A 19,067-nucleotide genomic window follows, 5' to 3' on the forward strand; every position below is an offset into this window, starting at 1 on the left:
CCCCCCCCCCCCCCCCCCACGGCCGTGGCGACGAAGGGGTGGTAGACGCAGACGGCAGCCGGCCGGATGGTTTCACCTGCGATGCCGAGGCCTTCGACGATGTCGCGGCGGAAGGGATTGATCGCCTTGGCGCAGAGCCGGCGCACGCGCTCCTCGGTGTCGTTGGAGTTCAGCGTCGTCAGATCCATGCAGGCGACAGCGCGCAGCAGCCAGGCCGCCTGGTTGTCGGCCTTGACCGAGCGCCGCTTGGTCAGGCTGGCGACGCGCCGTTCCAGTGCCGAGCGGTTGACGCTGCGCACCGATTCCATGAAGCCGAGGTCGAGTTTCATGCCCGGATTGCGCGCAATGCGATGGTCCAGCGGCACGGGGGTGTTGGCGGCGGCGCGGGCCGGCAGCGGCGTCACCTTGGTGCCAAGATCGGCTTCGCGGATTGTGCTGCTCATCTCCTGCCCTTTCATTCAGCGACTTGCGCTTATGTCTTGGTGCGCGTCGTTTCCCGACAAGATAGCCCGTGAAGCCACGCTTCACGAGTCCTCAAGCGAGGGATAGCTGAAAAAGGCCGCAAAAGCAGCTAGTTTTTGACCGCATGGTCAAAATGCGGGTTTTAAGGTGCCGGGCGTGCGGCCCTCAGCCGACGAAGGCGCGCTCGACGACGAAGGTCGCGGGATGGCTGAGCGAGCCTTCCTGGAAGCCGAGGCTTTCGGCTAGTTCCTTGACGTCCTTGAGCATATGCATCGAGCCGCAGATCATGATGCGGTCCGTTTCCGGATTGAGCTTCTCGATACCGAGATCGGCGTAGAACTTGCCCGAGCCGATCAGCGCGGTGATGCGGCCCATGCGGGCCGATTCTTCGCGGGTCGTCGAATTGTAGAGCGTGACGCGCCCGGTGGTCAGTTCGCCGATCAGCGGATCGCTTTCCAGCGCCGCCACCAATTCCTGGCCATAGGTCAGTTCGGCATTGTCGCGGCAGGTATGGGTCAGGATCAGCTGGTCGAATTTCTCATAGGTGTCGGGGTCGCGCAGCAGGCTGGCGAAGGGCGCGATGCCGGTGCCGGTCGAGATCATGAACAGCCGCTTGGCCGGGGTCAGCGCGTCGATCACCAGCGTGCCGGTCGACTTCTGGCGCATGATGACGGTGTCACCGACCTGGATCTTCTGCAGTTCCGAGGTCAGCGGGCCGTCCGGCACCTTGATCGAGAAGAATTCCAGCTCCTCGTCCCAGGCCGGGCTTGCCACCGAATAGGCGCGGAACACCGGCTTCTCGGCATTGGGCAAGCCGATCATGACGAATTCGCCGGAGCGGAAGCGCAGCGACTGCGGGCGGGTGATGCGGAACGAGAACAGCCGGTCGGTGTAGTGCTTCACCGAGACGACGGTTTCGGCATAGACATTGGCCGGTATAGGAAACTGCAGCGGGCGGGCGCCGGCGGTGTTGAAGGCGGATGTGGTGTTCATCAAATCCAACTTTCTGGCCCAGCCGGGGACGCGGGCGCCAAACCTTTTCCTGCGCGCCCGGACCGTTCAGGTCCCGGCGTGCTGCTCGCACACTCCAAAGCGGTAAGCTCTTGTGTCCGGAATTTATTAGTATACAAACGATATTTGCGTCAAGATACCGTCGCGAAACACCTTTCCAAACTGTGCCATATCCGTAGTCCCAGCATTTCGGGTTTCGACAATGAAAGAGAATTTTTCGGTGCAGCCGCCGGATTCCCTGGGCAGCGTCGTGGCCGGCATCGATGTCGGCGGGACCTTCACCGACCTGCTTCTGATCGACGGCAAGCACGGCGGCAAGGTGCATATCGCCAAGACCCCGACGACGGTCGACAACCAGGCCTTCGGTGTGGTTTCGGCACTTGGGGCCACCGGATTTGCGATCGACGGCATCGACCTCATCGTGCATGGCACGACGACCACCACCAATGCCGTGCTGGAGCGCCGGCTGGCCAAGACCGGCATGATCACCACGCGCGGCTTTCGCGACGTGATCGAGCTTGGCCGGCGCACGCGGCCGCAACCCTATGGCATGACCGGCACTTTCGTTCCCGTCATCCCGCGCAATCTCAGGCTCGAAGTGTCGGAACGCGTCGAGGCTTCTGGCGCGGTGCGCACGCCGCTCGACGAGGCCGGGATGCGCGAGGCGGTGAAGGCGCTGATCGCGGCCGGCTGCGAATCCCTCGTCATCCATTTCCTGCATTCCTACGCCAACCCTTCGCACGAGCGGCGCGCCGCCGAGATCGCCGCCGAGCTCTGGCCGAACGGCTACATCACCACGGGCCATGCGCTGCTGTCGGAAGCGCGCGAATTCGAGCGTGGGGTGACGGCTTCCGTCAACGCCTCCGTGCAGCCTATTCTCGAGCGCTATGTCGAGCGGCTGCGCAAGGAATTGGCCGCCAAAGGCTATGCCCGCGACTTCCTGATCATGAACGGCAATGGCGGCATGATCTCGGCCCGCTTCGTCACACGTGAATCGGCCAAGACAGTGATGTCCGGCCCGGCCTCGGGCGTCATCGCCGCCGCCTATACGGGCAAGCGTGCCGGCTTCGAGAACCTCGTCACCTACGACATGGGCGGCACCTCGACCGACGTGGCGCTGATCCGCAACGCCGAGCCGGCGGTCTCCAACGAGATCGAGATCGAATATGCCATGCCGATCCATGTGCCGATGGTGGCGGTGCACACGGTCGGCGCCGGCGGTGGCTCGATCGCCCGCGTCGACGCCGCCGGCCTGATCCAGATCGGTCCGGAAAGCGCCGGCGCCAATCCCGGGCCGATCTGCTATGGCCGTGGCGGCCTCGAGCCGACCATCACCGACGCCAATCTCGTGCTTGGCCGGCTGGCGCCGAAGAAGCTGCTGGCCGTCGAAAACCCGGTCACCGTGGAGCGCGTCACCGGCATCTTCGAGGACAAGATCGGCAAGGCGACCGGCCTGTCCGGTGTCGAGGCGGCGGGTGCGGTGCTCAGGCTCGGCAACATGAAGATGGCCGGCGCCATCCGCATGGTCTCGGTGTCGCGCGGCCATGACCCGCGCGATTTCGCGCTGTTTGCCTTCGGCGGCGCCGGGCCGCTGCATGCGACGGCGCTGGCGCGCGAACTCGGCCTGCCCCGTGTGCTGGTGCCGGCGCGCCCCGGCATCACCAACGCGCTCGGCTGCGTCGTTGCCGATCTGCGCCATGACTTCGTCAACACCATCAACCAGCCGGTCGCGGTTCTGGACGAAAGCCAGCTTCGCCAAGTGTTGGAACGGCACCGAAACGAAGGCGAGGAGGTGATCGGCAAGGAAGCGGTGAAGCCGGAGACGATCCGCGTCACCCACTCCGCCGACATGCAGTTCGTCGGGCAGACCCATATCATCAACGTGCCGCTGCCGTCCTCGTCCGTGACCCGGCAGGAGCTGCAGGCCCTGTTCGAAAAGGCCTATTTTGCCCGCTTCAAGGTCGAGCTGCCGGAAATCCGCGCCAACCTCGTCAACCTCAACACCTCGGTCACCGGCGTTCGCCCGGCGATCGACCTGTCGCGGCTGATCGACCCGGCCGGGCGCGCCGAGACGCTGGATGAGGCGCGGCGCGAGATCCGGCCGGTCTGGTATGCAGGCCAGTGGCACGACACGCCGGTCTATATCAGGGAAAAACTGCCGCTCGATGCCGTCATCGAAGGCCCGGCGATCCTCGAACAGATGGACGCCACCACGGTGCTCGAACCCGGCGACCGCGCAAGGTCGGACGCCGACGGCAACATCATCATCGACATTGGCGAGGCCTGAGATGCCTGACATTGACATGGCAAAGCTCGACGCCATCACCCTTTCGGTCCTCCAGGCGGCCTTGCAGCAGGTCTGCGACGAGATGGACCTGACATTCTCCCGCGCTGCCTTCTCTCCGGTCATTGCGGAAGCCAACGACCGCTCCGACGGCATCTATTCGGCCGTCGACGGCTCACTGATCGCACAGGGAAGCCAGGGCCTGCCGGTGTTCGTCGGCGTCATGCAATATTCGACGAAAACGGTGATCGAGATGATCGCCGACGGCCGTTGCCTGGCCCCTGAGCCGGGTGACATCTACATCGTCAACGATCCCTATCTTGGCGGCACGCATCTGATGGATGTGCGCTTCGCCATGCCGGTCTACCGGGACGGCAAGATCTTCTGCTGGCTGTCCAACACCGGCCACTGGCCCGACATTGGTGGCTCGGTGCCCGGCGGCTTCTCGGCCTCGGCGACGGCGGTCGAACAGGAAGGCCTGCGGCTGCCGCCCGTCAAACTGTTCAAGAAGGGCGTGCTCGATCCCGAAATCTACGCCATCATCTGCTCCAACATCCGCGTCGCCGACCAGCGCATCGGCGACATCAGGGCCCAGGCCGCCGCGCTGCTGATCGGCCAGGATAGGCTCAATGGAATACTGGATCGTTACGGGGACGAAACCGTTGTCGAGGCGATCGCCGAACTGCGCCGCCGGGCCGCCGAGCAGATGCGCGCCAACATAGCGGCCATTCCCGACGGCACCTATCGCTCGAAGGCCTTTGTCGATTCCGATGGCGTGGTCAACGAGCCGCTGACCATCGCCCTTGCGGTGGAAAAACAAGGCGACACGCTGATCTTCGATTTCGCCGGCTCGTCCAAGCCTTGCGCCGGGCCGATGAACAGCGTGCTGGCGACGACCCTGTCCTCGGTCTATCTCGCCATGCGCCACATCTTTCCGGACGTGCCGATCAGCGCCGGTGCCTTCGAGCCGTTGATCGTCAAGCGGCCGGAAGGCACCTTCCTCGACGCCAAGTACCCAAGGCCGGTTTCGGGCTGCGCGGCGGAAGTCTCGCAGCGCATCGCCGAGGCGGTGTTCGCGGCCATGGTGCAGGCATTGCCCGACAAGGTGACGGCGGCGCCCGCCGGCTCCAGCGGCAATTTCGCGCTCGGCGGCAACGATCCGGCGCGCGGCCGCGATTACGTCATGTACCAGATCTCCGGTGGCGGCTATGGCGGCAATTCGGGCCATGACGGGCTGACCAATGGCTGCTCGACCATCGGCATTTCAAAATCGCCGCCGGTCGAGATCATGGAGCAGGCCTTTCCGGTGCTCTATCGCCACTACGCCTTGCGCGAAGGCTCTGGCGGCGCCGGCAAGCATCGCGGCGGTTTCGGCCTCGCCTATGAGGTCGAGATCCTGCGCGGCGATGCGCGGGCCTCCTTCGTCATGGATCACGGCCGTTTCGGCCCGCAAGGCGCGCTCGGCGGCAAGGACGGCGAGCCCAACTCGGTGACCGTCTTCCGTGGTGGCGAGGAACACGTGCCGCCGCATCTGTCCAAGGAGCAGGACATTCCGCTCAAGGCCGGCGACCGCGTGCGCGTTGGCACGCCCGGCGGCGGCGGCTATGGCGACCCGCGCCAGCGCGACCCGGAATTGGTCGCGCGCGACGTCCGGCTTGGCTATTATACAGCCGAGCAAGCCAAGGATTTGTTCGGGACCAAATGAACCCTCAGGGCAAGTTCAAGTGCCGTGTCTGCGGCCTCGATCAGTCCCCCGACATGCCGTGGGGCGAGAGCGGCAGAGAACCCTGCTATGCCATATGCTCCTGTTGCGGGGCGGAGTTCGGCTACGAAGACGACGGCAAGGCGCTGGCGACCGCGCATCTGCGCTTGGCGCCGATGCCGTTCTTCGATCCCGAGGGTATGAGATTGAGGGGTAGCCCGGCTTGCCTGGAATCGTTTTGGTTTCCCCTCCGGGTCCATGATATGATTTGCGAATGAAGGCTCCGAATTCAAGAATCATCCGTTCTGCCAAGACAGGCCAGTTCGTCTTGACGAGCGTGCGCGGCGAGAAAATCAGCGCCGTGGAAGGCATGAAGCTCTCCCCTCGCATGGGTGAAATACTTAGCCAGGGCGTGCGGCGCGGACTGTCCGGTGATGAGCGGCGTTCGCTCATCAAGGAAGAAATCCGCAAAAAGAAATAGACATTGGCCTACGCTGCCGAGTTCGATCCGCTCTGCTATCCCGGCACGACGGTGCTCATCAATCTGCTGGACGTCCGCGATCAGGCCGAACTCGATGAGGTTGAGCTCGCCCTGTTCCTGACTCGCGCCGATGAGCCTCTTCCGGCAGGCGAACTCGACTACGTGCACCAGCACTTGTTCCAGGATGTCTATGGCTGGGCGGGTCAGGCGCGCACGATCCGCATCGGCAAGGCCGGCAGCTGGTTCTGTTATCCTGAGCACATAGCCAGTGAGATGGCTCGGGTGTTCCGCGAACTCGGCAACCCCGACCACCTGGCTGATCTTGACAGAGTCAGCTTTGCGAAGCATCTGGCGCACATCATCGCGGAGATCAATGCCGTTCACCCATTTCGTGAAGGCAATGGCCGTACCCAGCTTACATTCCTGGCCATGCTCGCCGAGCACGCAGGCTTCACGTTCAACGCCGATATCCTCGACCGTGACCGGGTGATTCAGGCCATGATAGACAGTTTCAGTGGGTCCGAGGCACCACTACAGGCTCTCATCGAAGACATCATCGCGTAGCTCGCCGGGTCATCCCCGCCGATCCAGCCGCGCCACCAATCGATCCCCCGCCCACTGGATGCCACACACCAGGATGATCAGCACGATCACCACCGCGACCATCACCGAGGTCTCGAATCGCTGATAGCCATAGCGGATGGCGAGGTCGCCGAGGCCGCCTGCACCGATGGCGCCAGCCATGGCCGAGGCGCCGATCAGCGTCACCAGCGTCACCGTGAAGCCGGCGACGATGCCGGGGAGCGCCTCCGGCACCAGCACCTCGCGGATGATCGTCCAGCGGTTGCCGCCCATGGCGCGCGCCGCCTCGATCAGGCCGTGGTCGACCTCGCGCAGCGACACTTCGGCGATGCGCGCATAGTACGGCGTGGCGGCGATCGACAGCGGCACGATGGCCGCCCATGTGCCGATCGAGGTGCCGACGATCAGCCGCGTCAGCGGGATCAGCGCCACCAGAAGGATGATGAACGGCACCGAGCGGAAGCCGTTGATGATTGCGCCGAGCACGCGGTTGACCCACAGGCTCTCCGCGATGCCGCCGCGCTCGGTGGCGATCAGGGCAAGTCCAAGCGGCAGGCCGAAGACCAGCGAGATCAGACCGGAGGCGGCCGTCATCAGCACCGTCTCCCAGATCGACCGCAGCAGAAGCTCAAACAGGACTGGCGACATGGCCAAGCACCTCCACCCGCGCCTGGCGGGCCTTCAGGAATGTGATGACGGCAGCGAGGTGGCTTGCATCGCTGCCAGCGACAGAGAGAAACAGCGTCCCGACCGGCTGCTGCTGGATATGGTCGATGCCGCCATGGACGAGGCGGAAGGCGCCCGGAACAGCAATGGCAAGGTCGCACAGCAGCGGGCCGCTTGCCGCTTCGCCGGCCACGTCCACGCGCAGGATCGTCTCCGCGCCGGAAGCCGGCAGCAGCCGCGCCGCCAGTTCGGCCGGCAGTTGCGGCCGGATGGCGCCGAGCAGGCTTTTGGTGATGTCCGATTGCGGCTCGGCGAACACCGACCAGACCGGGCCTTGCTCGACGATGCGCCCGCCGTCGATCACTGCCACGCGGTCGGCGATCGAGCGGATCACTTCCATCTCATGGGTGATCAGCAGGATGGTCAGCCCAAGCTGCCGGTTGATGTCTTTCAGCAGCGCGAGGATCGAGCGCGTCGTCTCCGGGTCGAGCGCCGATGTCGCTTCGTCCGACAACAGCAGCGTCGGCCGCGCGGCCAGCGCCCGGGCGATGCCGACGCGCTGCTTCTGGCCGCCCGACAGCGATGCCGGATAGGCTTTTGCCTTCTCCGACAGGCCAACGAGCTCGAGCAGCTCCGCCGCCCGCGCCAGCCGCTCGGCCTTCGGACGGCCCTCGATCTTCAGCGGCAGCGCCACATTGTCCTCGACCGTCTTGGCCGACAAAAGGTTGAAATGCTGGAAGATCATGCCGATTCGCCGCCGCAACGGCTGCAGGTCGCGCTCGCCGAGCCGGCTGATCTCACGGCCCTCGATGAAGACCTTGCCGGAATCGGGCCGCTCCAGCCCGTTCAGGCAGCGGATCAGCGTCGACTTGCCGGCGCCGCTGCGGCCGATAATGCCGAGGATCTCGCCCTTGCGCACCGTCAGCGAGATGCCGTCGATCGCCGGCGTGGCACCGAAGCGGCGCCTCAGGTCGACAAGGCGCACAACGTCTTGCGACAGGTCGGGTCCGGCGTGGGGCGGATCGGCGATCTCCCTGGATGCCGTGATATGCTGGTTCATACGGTTTCCTGTTCTCGCCATCGAAAACGCAAGTGCGGCCCGCGCTCAGGCGCGGACCGCATTGGCTCTCGAACCGGGCGTCCGGTCGCGGATCAATAGGCGCTGAGGCCGGTGCCCTTGTAGACCTTGTCGAACTCGGCCTTCACCGCGTCGTTCTGGTAGGAGGCCACCAGCGTCTTCACCCAGGCCTCGTTCTCATTGCCGACCTTGACCGCGATGAAGTTGCGGTAGGGATTGTCAGCGATGGGCTCCTGCGCGATGCGGTTTTCCGGCGTCAGGCCGCTTTTCAGCGCCCAGTCGGTGTTGACCACGGCGGCATCGAGATCCTCGACCGAGCGGCCGACGATGCCGGCGTCGAGTTCCTTGATCTCGACCTTCTTGGGGTTCTCCGCGATGTCGGCCGTGGTCGCCAGGATGCCGGTGCCGTCCTTCAGCTTGATCACGCCCTCGTTCTGCAGCACGCGCAGCGCCCGGCCTTCATTGGACGGGTCGTTCGGCACGCCGATCACCGCGCTCTCGGGCAGATCAGCGACCGCCTTGTACTTCTTGGAGTAGAGGCCGATCGGCCAGACGCCGGTGTAGCCGACGCGCACGATGTGATAGCCTTGAGTCTTGATCTGGTTGTCGAGATAGGGCTGGTGCTGGAAGGCGTTGGCGTCGATCTCGCCGCGCTCCAGCGCCTCGTTGGGCTGCGTGTAATCGTTGAACACCACGGTCTCGATGGTCAGGCCTTTTTCGGCGGCCTGGGCAACCACGACGCGCCAGACATCCTCGTCCTCGCCGCTGATGATGCCGACCTTGATCGCCTTCTTGTCCTCGGCGAAAGACGCATGCGGCGCCACCAGGCTGCCGACCGCGACGGCGGATGCGAACAGCAGAGCCAGGCCGCTGCGGCGGTTGATGGTTGACCAAAGGGAAGATGGCAAAGTGTTGTTGACGTCGGACATGATTGATCTCTGCGGTTGTGAAGTCATGACAGCAAGGCGGATTGCCCAGGCTTGGTCACATCGTCAGAAATTCTATCGAGTTTATCAAAGAACGTGTTTCGCCGTTCTCGGCAAAGCCCGGAATATTCTCTCAAAAATTTGAAGGGCGGGAGCACAAGACGCCATTGGATCGACCGCGGCGATGTAGCGCTGCGATCCGGGGCAATCGGGAGGGATCAGATTCTGGAGGCCCAGCGGGCCCTCACAGCGCGATCCAGGCGGTCTTCAGCTCCAGATATTTCTCCAGCGCGTGCAGTGACTTGTCGCGGCCGAAACCGGACTGCTTGACGCCGCCGAGCGGCACGGTGATGTCGGCGCCGCCATAGGTATTGACGTGGACGACGCCGGCATTGATGGCGCGCACCATGCGGTGCGCGGTGGACAGGTTGGCGGTCCACACCGCAGAGGCGAGCCCGTAGACGGTGGAATTGGCAAGGCGCACGGCCTCTTCCTCGGTATCGAAACGCATGACGCCGAGCACCGGTCCGAACACCTCCTCGCGGGCAAGCTGCATGTTCTGCGTGACGTTTTCGAAGATCGTCGGCGCCATGTAGCTGCCGCCGGTCTCGGCCAGGATGCGTTCGCCGCCGGTGACCAGGCGTGCACCTTCGATTTGCGCCCGGGCGACGAAGCCGAGGTTCTTGTCCAGCTGTTCCGCGCTCGACACCGCGCCGATGTCGCTGGTGAGATCGAGCGGATCGCCGACCTTCAGCCGCGTGGTCGCCGAGACAAGCTCGTCCATGAAACGGTCATAGACCGATGCCTGGACGAGCAGGCGCGAGCCGGCGACACAGACCTGGCCGGAATTGCGAAAAATGCCGTTGGCCGAGACGACCGCCGCCTGCTTCAGGTCCGGGGCGTCGGCGAAGACGATGTTGGGCGACTTGCCGCCGAGTTCGAGGAAGACGCGCTTCACATTGGAGCGGGCGGAATAGTCGAGCAGCCGCCGGCCGACCGGCCCCGAGCCGGTGAAGGCGATGGCGTCGACATCCATATGCAGCCCGAGCGCCTCGCCGGTGACCGCGCCCCGGCCGGTGACGACGTTGAGCACGCCGGCGGGCAGGCCGGCCTCGGCCGCCAGTTCCGCCAGCCGCAACAGCGTCAGCGAGGCGATCTCCGGCGGCTTGACCACCACGCAATTGCCGGCGGCAAGGGCGGGCGCGACCTTCCAGGCGCCGATCATCAGCGGAAAATTCCACGGCACGATGACGCCGACGACGCCGAGCGGCTCCTTGTGGATCAGGCCCAGCACGTTCTCTGCCGTCGGCGCGATCTCGCCGTAGACCTTGTCGATCGCCTCGGCGTAGTAGCGGATGGTGCCGGCCGCGGACAGCGGCTCTGCCTTGTAGGCCATGCCGATCTCGGTGCCGTTCTCGCGCACGCCGAGCACCGCCAGTTCGTCGGCATGCTTTTCGACCAATTCGGCGAGCCTGCTCAGCACCTTCTTGCGGAAGGCAGGGGCGGCGCGCGACCACGAACCCTTTTCGAACGCCATGCGCGCCGATTTCACCGCGCGGTCGACATCGGCGGTATTGCCGTCGGCGATGCTGGCGAAAACGCGGCCGTCGATCGGCGATATCACCGGCAGCGTCGCGCCGGCTATTCCCTGCGATTGTGCGCCATCGATGAACAGGCCGCGCGTGCCGATCTCCGTGTGGCGCAGCGTGTCGATGGCATTTTGACTGATCATGATCTTCTCATTTCAGGTGGGCTGGGCGGCTTGGTACGCCGCCCAGATATTTCGCTCAATCCTTCAGCGGCAGGCCGAGGCTCTCGAAGGCGACCGGGTCGCGGCCTCGCAGGGCGCCGGCCAGCAGCAGGCCGACTACCGCGGCGATCAGCACCAGCCCCGGCAGGAACACGCCGAGGAAGCCGCCGGCTCCCGACAGGCTGCCGAAATTGATGACGATCAGATAGATGATGATGACGAAGGCGATGAAGGTCAGCCCGGGCAGGATGGTGGTCTTCACCGCGTTCTCCTGCGCCGACGGGTTGGCGCGGAAATACATCACCACGGCCAGCGAGGCCACCGCCATCATGACGATGACGCCGAGCGTCGCGACATTGGTCAGCCAGGAAAACAGCGCCAGCACCGGATCGAGGCCGAGCACGGCGAATAGGCCGACGACGAGGGCAGCAAGCACGCTCTGGATCACCGAGGCGACATGCGGGCTCTGATGCGCCGAATGCGTCACGCCGATCGACTGCGGCAACAGCTTCTCGCGGCCAGAGACATAGATGTAACGGGCGACCGCATTGTGGAACGCCAGCACGCCGGCAAACAGGCTCGACACGAACAGGATGCTCATGGCGTGGGTCAGCAGCGTTCCGGCGTAGCGGTCGGACAAGCCGAACAGGAAGGTCGTCGGATCCTGCAGGCCTTGCAGCGCCGGCAGCAATTTGTCGACGCCGGCGCCCACCGCCATCAGCCAGGCGGTGACCATGTAGAACACGCCGATCAAAAGCACCGAGAAATAGGTGGCGCGCGGAATGGTGACCTTGGGGTCGCGGGCTTCCTCGGCATAGATCGTCGTCGCCTCGAAGCCGATGAAGGCGGCGAAGCAGAACAGGATGGCGATGGCCGGTGCGCCCGAAATGATCTGGCTCCAGCTGAACGGCGCGGCCGACAGGCCGCTGTCGCCGCCGGTCTTGAGGATCGTCAGATCGAGGATCAGCACCACGGCATATTCGCACAGCACCAGAACCGTCAGGATCTTGGCCGACAGGTCGACCTGGCGGTAGCCGAGCACGGCGACGATGGCGATGGCGATGAAGCTCCACACCCACCAGGGCAGGTTGATGCCCCCGCCGGCGAACAGGCCGGAGGTGGCTGCACCGAGCAGACCCATGACGCCGATCTGCATGGCATTGTAGGACAGGATGGCGATCAGCGCCGTGGCGCCGCCGGCGAAACCGCCCAGGCCGCGCGCGGCATAGGCATAGAAGGCGCCGGCATTGCCGACATGGCGCGACATGGCGACATAGCCGACCGCGAACAGCAGCAGCAGCACCGTCACGATCAGGTAGGTGCCGGCAAAGCCCGCGCCATTGCCCATCAGCATGCCGAGCGGCGTGCCGCCGGCGACCGCCGTAAGGGGCGCGGCCGCCGAGATCACCATGAAGGTGATGGCGCCGACGCCGAGACTGTTCTTGCGCAGCCTGTTGGCCGGCGCCTGTTCCGAAACTGCTGTCATTGGTCCCTCCTGTTTGCAAACCGGTTTGGCTTGCCGGCCGAATGGCCTGTCCCATATGCTCTGGATGCTGGTTCATTATTTGAACCGTTATTTTGAATATAGACTTGCAAACCAAGCGGCTTGCTGTCAAGTTAATTCACACGTTAATTGATTGCCCCTGCTGGGAGGCAAATGCCGGGAGGACGCATTGGGTACGGTCGGCAAGGCGATTTCACTTCTGGAGCTGTTCACCGTGGCCGAACCCGAACTCGGGCTGAGCGATCTGGCGCGCCGCTCGGGCTTCGACAAGGCAACGACGCGGCGGCTGCTGGTGGCGCTGACGCGTCATGGCTTCGTCGAGCAGGACGCCGCCACGCGGCACTACAGGCTCGGTGCCGGCCTGTCGCGGCTGGCACGCATCCGCGAGGCGCGCTTCCCTTTCCTGCGGACCGCGGTACCGCTGGTGCGGGATCTGGCCAGCGCCACGGCCGAGACCGTGCATCTGTCGGAATTCGGCATCGACAGGCTGGTCACCGTCCATGTCGAGCATCCGGCCCGGGCGAACCGCGTCAACATCGATATCGGCCAGCTTCTGCCCCTGCATTCGACCGCGTCGGGCATCGCCTATCTGGCCTTTGCCAGGGATGAGGCCGTCAAGGCATGCCTGGCGGGTCTTCTCGAAGCCTTCACGGCGCACACGCTGACCGAGCCCGCGGCCATTTCCCGTTCCATGGCCGAGGCGCGCGAGCGCGGCTATTCGATCTGCGATCAGGGCCTGGAAGAAGGCGTCATATCCGTCGCGGCGGCAATCCTGGCGGCGGACGGCTTCGCGCTCGGCACCATCGCCGTGGCCGCGCCGAAGGCCAGGACGACGACGGCCGACATCACGCAACGCGGACTTGCGGTCATGGCAACGGCACGGGAGATTTCGATGCGCCTCAATGGCGACAATCTGCAAAGTCTGAGGAGGCAGGCCTAATGTCCGCAGAGACCGCGCCCCGCATCCTGGTTATCGGCACCGGCGACACCAAGGCCGACGAATTGCTGTTCATGAAAGCCTGCATCGAGGCATCGGGCGGCAGCGCCGTGATGATGGATGTCAGTGTGCTGGGCAATCCGCCCTACAGCCCCGATCACGACAAGCACGCCGTGGCCTGCGCCGTCGACGTGACGATCGAGGAGATCGTCGCGAGCGGTGACGAGAACACCGCCATGACGCTGATGGCAGGCGGGGCCGTGCAACTGGTGCGCCAGCTGCACCGCAATGGCGAGATCGACGCCTTCATCGCCATAGGCGGTTCGATGGGTACCGACCTGGCGCTCGACGTCGCGCTTTCCCTGCCGCTCGGCGTGCCGAAATTCGTCGTCTCCACCATCGCCTATTCGCACCTGATCCCGCCCGAACGCGTCGCGCCGGACCTGATGATGATCCTCTGGGCCGGCGGGCTCTACGGCCTCAACTCGATCTGCAGACTGGTCCTGTCGCAGGCCTGCGGCGCGGTGGTCGGCGCGGCCAGGATCGTGCTGGAGAACCGCGCCTCGGCCCCGGCGATCGGCCCCACCATCGGCATGACGTCGCTCGGCAGCTCCTGCCTGCGCTACATGAAGACGCTGAAGCCGGCGCTGGAACGCCGCGGCTATGATGTCGCCGTCTTCCACACCACAGGCATGGGCGGCCGCGCCTTCGAATCGATCGCCGGCCAGGATCATTTCTGCGCCGTCTTCGATTTCAGCCTGCAGGAGATCACCAACCATCTGGCCGGTTCCGTCGTCTCCTCCGGCAATGACCGGCTGGAAAATGCCGGCGCTCGCGGCATTCCGCAGATCGCCGCCCCTGGCGCGGTGGACATGGTCGACCTGCCGACCTGGCAGGATTTGCCGGCTAAATTTTCCGAGCGCCCGTTTCACGCCCATAACAGGCTGATCGCCTCGATCACCGTCGATGCCGACGACCGCCGCGAGGTCGCCAGGACCATCGCCGCCAAGCTCGGCGCCTCGAAAGGGCGCTCCGCCCTCATCCTGCCTTCCCAAGGCATCCAGGAGTGGGACATGCCGGGCGAGCCGCTCTACGAGCCGGAAGCCCTCGCAGCCTTCGTCGACGAGATGCGCAAGGCGATTTCCCCCGAAGTCGAGTTCCACGAGATCGACGCCCATATCAACAGCGACGATTTTGTCGCCAAGGCACTCGAGATCTTCGACCGCTGGGTCGAGGAAGGCATCATCCCGCGCGGCATGCCGGCCAAGGGGGTGGCAGCGTGAGCGCTGCTCCGGCCCAGGCGCTCGTCCTCGATTTCGGCGGCGTCGTCACCCGCACGCTGTTCGAGACCCATGCCCTGACCGAACAGGCGCTCGGCTTGAAGCCGGGAACGCTGCAATGGCGCGGCCCGTTCGATCCAGCCAGCGATCCGCTGTGGCGCTCGATGCAGGCCGACGAGATCAGCGAGCGTGACTATTGGCGCACCCGCACCAGTGAGGTCGGGCGTCTCGTCGGAGAGGACTGGCAGGCAATGGAAACCTTCGTCCATCGCGCGCGGGGGGCCGAGCCGGAAAAGGTGGTGCGGCCCGAAGCCGAACATGCCATCCGCGCCGTTCATGCCGCCGGCTTTCGCCTGGCGATCCTGTCCAACGAACTCGACCTGTTCTACGGTGCCGATTTTCGCCGGCGGCTGCCGCTGCTCGGCCTGTTCGACGTGATCGCCGACGCCACCTATACCGGCATCCTCAAGCCCGACGCGCGCGCCTATGGTTTCGTCACCGAGGCGTTAGGCCTGCCTGCCGAGGCTTGTGTCTTCGTCGACGACCAGCAGCGCAATGTCGATGGCGGCCATGCCGCCGGCATGCGCACGGTGCATTTCGACGTTGCCCGGCCAGCGCTTTCCTACGCCGAAGCCCTTGCCCATTTCGACCTCGTCCCAGTTGCCTGAGACCATTTGCGGAGCCTTGTGATGCGCGACATCAATTTCCTCACCGAGACCAATGCCAAGCCGATCTGGCATCCGATGGCGCATCCGGCCGAGATGCGGGCCAATCCGCCCAAGGTGATCATGAAGGGTGAGGGCGTCACCGTCACCGATATCGATGGCAGGAGCGTGCTCGACGCGGTCGGCGGCCTGTGGAACGTCAATCTCGGCTACAGCTGCGACCCGATCAAGAAGGCGATCGCCGACCAGCTCGGCGCGCTGCCATACTATTCAAGCTTTCGCGGCACCTCGACCGGGCCGTCGATCGAGCTCGCCTACGAACTCGCCGAATGGTTCGCACCGGAAGGCATGGTGCGGACCTTCTTCACCTCGGGCGGCTCGGATTCGGTCGAGACAGCACTGCGGCTGGCGAGGCAATACTGGAAGATCCGCGGCCAGGCCGACCGCACCAAGTTCCTCGCCTTGAAGAAGGGTTATCACGGCACGCATTTCGGCGGCGCTTCGGTCAACGGCAACGCGAATTTCCGCCGCAACTACGAGCCGCTGCTGCCCGGCGTGTTCCATATCCCGGCACCCTGGACCTTCCGCAACCCGTTCGACGAGGCAGACCCGGCGCGGCTGGCCAAACTCTGCGCCAGGGCGCTGGAGGAGGAGATCGCCTTCCAGGGCGGCGACACCATCGCCGCTTTCATCATGGAGCCGGTGCTCGGCGCCGGCGGCGTCATCGTTCCACACGAAAGCTTCATGCCGCTGGTGCGCGAGATCTGCGATCGCCACGAAATCCTGCTGATCGCCGACGAGGTGGTGACAGGCTTCGGCCGCACCGGCGCCTGGTCGGGCTCGCGGCTGACCGGTGTGAAGCCGGATTTCATGACCATCGCCAAGGCGATCACCTCGGGCTATTTCCCGCTCGGCGCGACCTTGATCGGCGCCAGGGTTGCCGATGTATTCGAGGCCGACAAGTCCAGTTTTGGGTCGATCGGCCATGGCTACACCTATTCCGGCCATCCTGTCGGTTGCGCGGCGGGATTGGCGGCACTTGCCGAGACCAAACGGCTCCGTCTGAACGCGAACGCGGCCGTGCGCGGCGTCGAGCTTGGGGCGGTGCTGGAAGGGCTGAAGGCCCGGCACGCCATCGTCGGCGATGTCAGGTACAAGGGGCTGATGGCGGCACTGGAACTGGTTTCCGACCGCGCGACCAAGAAGCCGACCGACAAGAAGACCATGGCCGTGGTTTCGGAGGCGGCCTACGAGGCCGGCGTCATGCTGCGTGTCTCCGGCAACAACATCATCCTGTCGCCGCCCCTCATCATCAGCGCCGCCGATGTCGCCAAGATTGGCGAAGCGCTGGACGCCGGCCTCTCGAAGGTCTGACAAAGCGGCTGATACAACGGAGTTTTGCTACATGCAGATGGCTCAATCCCAGAAGAAACCGGCTGGAGAAACGCTGATTGGCCGGCGTGGCCGCCTGCTCGGCGCGAAATCGCAATTGTTCTATGACGAGCCGGTCCATCTGGTGCGCGGCGAAGGCGTCTGGCTCTACGACGCCGACGGCCGCCAATATCTCGATGCCTACAACAATGTCGCCCATGTCGGTCACTGCCACCCGCATGTGGTCGAGGCGCTGTGCCGGCAGGCAGGCCTGCTCAACACCCACACGCGCTATCTCCACACCGCCATCCTCGACTATGTCGAGCGGCTGACCGCGACATTCGATGCCGGCCTGTCCACCGCCATCCTGACCTGCACCGGCAGCGAGGCCAACGACATCGCGCTGCGCATGGCGCAGGCGACGTCAGGCCAGATGGGTATCATCGCCTCCGACGCCACCTATCACGGCAACACTTCCGCCGTTTCGCAGCTCTCAACGCGCATGCCTCCGGTCGGCGGCCGTGCGCCCTATGTCAGGCTGGTGCCGGCGCCCGACAGTTATCGCCATCCCGACGCCATGGCCAACGGCAAGGCGTTCGGCGACGCGGTGCGCGAAGCCATCGCCTCGCTGGCAAAGGACGGTATCGGCCTGTCCGGCATGATCCTCTGCCCGCTGCTCGCCAATGAGGGTTTCCCGACGCTGCCCACCGGATTCTTCGACGACGCCGTGGCGGCGGTGCGTGAGGCCGGCGGTCTGGTCATCGCCGACGAGGTGCAGCCCGGCTTTGGCCGCACCGGCAGCCATTTCTGGGGCCATCAGCGCGCCGGCTTCGTTCCCGACATCGTCACCATGGGCAAGCCGATGGGCAATGGCCACCCGGTCGCCGCCGTCGTCACCACCACAGAGATCCTGTCGACGTTCCGCAACGCCTTCCGCTACTTCAACACCTTTGGCGGCAATCCGGTTTCCTGTGCGGTCGCCAATGCCGTCCTCGATGTCCTGGAAGACGAAAACCTCGTCGCCAATGCGTGCGATGTCGGCGCCTATGCGCTCGGCCTGCTGCGGCCGCTGGCCGATCGGCATGGCTGCATCGGGGAGATCAGGGGCGCCGGCCTGTTCTTCGGCGCCGAGCTGGTCCACGACCGCGAGACGCGCGAGGCCGCGCCCGACATCGCCGGGCGCGTCATCAACGCGATGCGCGACCGTGGCGTGCTTATGGGCAAGACCGGCATCCACGGCAATGTGCTCAAGATCCGCCCGCCCATGCCGTTTTCCCGCGCCCATGGCGATCTGCTGATCGGCACGCTCGACGAAGTGCTCGATGAAGTCAACGGAGGGACGGCGTGAACGTGGTTTCCGAGCGATCCGAGCCCGAGACGGAAGCGCATGTTACCGCACTTGCCCGGCATGCGCTCACCCATTGGGGCGTCCGCGACGGCGAACCGGAGCTGCTGAAATACCGCGAGAATGCGGTCTTCCGCGTTTCTTTGCCGGACGGCCAGCCGGCCGCCATGCGCATCCATCGGCTTGGCTACCACACGGATGCCGCGCTGCGCTCGGAACTGCAATGGATGAGCTTTCTGCAATCCGCCGGTATCGCCACGCCGTCTCCGGTGCCGACACCGGCCGGCGATCTGTTCGTGCTTGTCAGGAAGGCCGCCTCAGGACCGCCTCGCCAGGCCGATTGCCTGAGCTGGCTCGAAGGCCGCGCCGTCGGCGCGCGGGGCGTACCCCTGGCCTACACTCCTGAACAGGCAAGGCAGGTCTTCACCGCGATCGGCCGAACCATCGCGCAGATGCACAATATCAGCGCCAGCTGGACGCCGCCCGCCGGTTTTGCCCGCCATGCCTGGGATTTCGACGGCTTCTTCGGCCCGAGCCCGACCTGGGGCCGCTTCGAGACCTCGCCCTTTCTCGATGGCCCGCGCCGCGACCTTGTTCTGCAGGCATGGGACAAGGCCGCAAAGGCGCTTTCGGAGCATGAGCGCGGCCCTCGCAACTTCGGCATCATCCATGCCGATCTGGTGCGCGAGAACGTGCTGATCCATGACGGCGCGGTGCGCATCATCGACTTCGACGATTGCGGCTTTGGCTGGCATATGTACGACCTTGCCGTCGCCCTGTATCAGAACCGGCAGGAGCCGCTCTATCCGCTGATCGAGGCATCGCTGCTCGAGGGCTACCGGCAGGAGCGGACGTTGACGCCGCACGATGTCGCCGCGCTACCGCTGTTCGCCGCGCTGCGGTCATTCGCCTTTCTGGGCTGGGTGCAGAGCCGCGTCGAAGGCGACATCACCAGGGAGGTCGGCCTGCGCATGTCCAACATCGCGGCCGATGTGGTGATCGCCTATCTGCGCGGCGAATAGG

At 65.1% G+C, this 19,067-nt stretch carries 16 protein-coding genes and 1 pseudogene; 10 read left to right on the forward strand and 7 right to left on the reverse strand.

Annotation, left to right across the window (positions count from 1 at the left end; translation table 11 throughout):
• Positions 1–443: pseudogene (locus FJV80_RS13975) on the reverse strand (deoxyribose-phosphate aldolase); the annotation flags it as partial.
• A 184-nt stretch (positions 444–627) separates the two neighbouring features.
• Positions 628–1,455: a ferredoxin--NADP reductase gene (locus FJV80_RS13980; protein WP_095773334.1), complete on the reverse strand. Its 828-nt coding sequence runs from the start codon at positions 1,453–1,455 to the stop codon at positions 628–630.
• A 220-nt stretch (positions 1,456–1,675) separates the two neighbouring features.
• Between FJV80_RS13980 and FJV80_RS13985 the strand changes: the two genes are divergently transcribed.
• The 4 genes from FJV80_RS13985 (at position 1,676) to FJV80_RS14005 (ending at position 6,504) form a co-directional block, all read left to right on the forward strand.
• Positions 1,676–3,760 carry a hydantoinase/oxoprolinase family protein gene (locus FJV80_RS13985; protein ID WP_142876682.1) on the forward strand — a complete coding sequence of 695 codons (2,085 nt, stop codon included), beginning with the start codon at positions 1,676–1,678 and terminating at the stop codon, positions 3,758–3,760.
• Between the two features lie 16 nt (positions 3,761–3,776).
• On the forward strand, positions 3,777–5,462 hold the full coding sequence (locus FJV80_RS13990) for a hydantoinase B/oxoprolinase family protein (RefSeq protein ID WP_142876770.1): 1,686 nt from the start codon (positions 3,777–3,779) through the stop codon (positions 5,460–5,462).
• A gap of 271 nt (positions 5,463–5,733) precedes the next feature.
• Positions 5,734–5,940 carry a hypothetical protein gene (locus tag FJV80_RS14000; protein WP_095773331.1) on the forward strand — a complete coding sequence of 69 codons (207 nt, stop codon included), beginning with the start codon at positions 5,734–5,736 and terminating at the stop codon, positions 5,938–5,940.
• A 3-nt stretch (positions 5,941–5,943) separates the two neighbouring features.
• Entirely contained in the window at positions 5,944–6,504 is a 561-nt protein-coding gene (locus FJV80_RS14005; RefSeq protein WP_095788569.1) for a Fic family protein, read from the forward strand.
• A gap of 9 nt (positions 6,505–6,513) precedes the next feature.
• On the opposite strand, the gene FJV80_RS14010 is transcribed toward FJV80_RS14005, so the two are convergent.
• The 5 genes from FJV80_RS14010 to FJV80_RS14030 all read right to left on the reverse strand — a co-directional run bounded on the left by FJV80_RS14010 (position 6,514) and on the right by FJV80_RS14030 (position 12,428).
• Positions 6,514–7,170 (reverse strand): methionine ABC transporter permease, encoded by a 657-nt coding sequence (locus FJV80_RS14010; protein WP_095773447.1) that lies wholly within the window; start codon positions 7,168–7,170, stop codon positions 6,514–6,516.
• Complete coding sequence (locus FJV80_RS14015) at positions 7,151–8,248, reverse strand: methionine ABC transporter ATP-binding protein (protein WP_142876684.1); 1,098 nt, start codon at positions 8,246–8,248, stop codon at positions 7,151–7,153. The genes FJV80_RS14010 and FJV80_RS14015 overlap by 20 nt, the downstream gene beginning before the upstream one ends.
• Before the next feature lie 92 nt (positions 8,249–8,340).
• Positions 8,341–9,195, reverse strand: a complete 855-nt coding sequence (locus FJV80_RS14020) for a MetQ/NlpA family lipoprotein (protein ID WP_142876685.1) — start codon at positions 9,193–9,195, stop codon at positions 8,341–8,343.
• Positions 9,196–9,436: 241 nt separating this feature from the next.
• Entirely contained in the window at positions 9,437–10,924 is a 1,488-nt protein-coding gene (locus tag FJV80_RS14025; RefSeq protein ID WP_142876686.1) for an aldehyde dehydrogenase, read from the reverse strand.
• 55 nt (positions 10,925–10,979) lie between these two features.
• Positions 10,980–12,428 carry an APC family permease gene (locus FJV80_RS14030; protein ID WP_142876687.1) on the reverse strand — a complete coding sequence of 483 codons (1,449 nt, stop codon included), beginning with the start codon at positions 12,426–12,428 and terminating at the stop codon, positions 10,980–10,982.
• Positions 12,429–12,615: 187 nt separating this feature from the next.
• Here FJV80_RS14030 and FJV80_RS14035 point away from each other — a divergent pair, with 187 nt between their 5' ends.
• The 6 genes from FJV80_RS14035 to FJV80_RS14060 are packed head-to-tail and all read left to right on the forward strand — an operon-like array spanning position 12,616 to position 19,066.
• Positions 12,616–13,386 (forward strand): IclR family transcriptional regulator, encoded by a 771-nt coding sequence (locus FJV80_RS14035; protein WP_095788564.1) that lies wholly within the window; start codon positions 12,616–12,618, stop codon positions 13,384–13,386.
• Positions 13,386–14,666 (forward strand): Tm-1-like ATP-binding domain-containing protein, encoded by a 1,281-nt coding sequence (locus FJV80_RS14040; protein WP_142876688.1) that lies wholly within the window; start codon positions 13,386–13,388, stop codon positions 14,664–14,666. Before FJV80_RS14035 ends, FJV80_RS14040 begins: the two co-directional genes overlap by 1 nt.
• Entirely contained in the window at positions 14,663–15,331 is a 669-nt protein-coding gene (locus FJV80_RS14045; RefSeq protein WP_142876689.1) for an HAD-IA family hydrolase, read from the forward strand. The genes FJV80_RS14040 and FJV80_RS14045 overlap by 4 nt, the downstream gene beginning before the upstream one ends.
• Positions 15,332–15,352: 21 nt before the next feature.
• Positions 15,353–16,702, forward strand: coding sequence for an aminotransferase class III-fold pyridoxal phosphate-dependent enzyme (locus FJV80_RS14050; protein WP_142876690.1), 1,350 nt, complete (start codon positions 15,353–15,355; stop codon positions 16,700–16,702).
• A gap of 37 nt (positions 16,703–16,739) precedes the next feature.
• A complete protein-coding gene (locus tag FJV80_RS14055; protein WP_142876771.1) occupies positions 16,740–18,047 on the forward strand; it encodes an aminotransferase class III-fold pyridoxal phosphate-dependent enzyme in 1,308 nt (435 codons plus the stop codon).
• The gene (locus FJV80_RS14060) at positions 18,044–19,066 is read left to right on the forward strand and encodes a phosphotransferase (protein WP_095773322.1); all 1,023 of its coding nucleotides are present in this window, start codon (positions 18,044–18,046) and stop codon (positions 19,064–19,066) included. Before FJV80_RS14055 ends, FJV80_RS14060 begins: the two co-directional genes overlap by 4 nt.
• Position 19,067 lies beyond the last annotated feature (1 nt).

Origin of the sequence: Mesorhizobium sp. WSM4310 (assembly GCF_007003935.1) — a bacterium.
GTDB lineage: Bacteria > Pseudomonadota > Alphaproteobacteria > Rhizobiales > Rhizobiaceae > Mesorhizobium.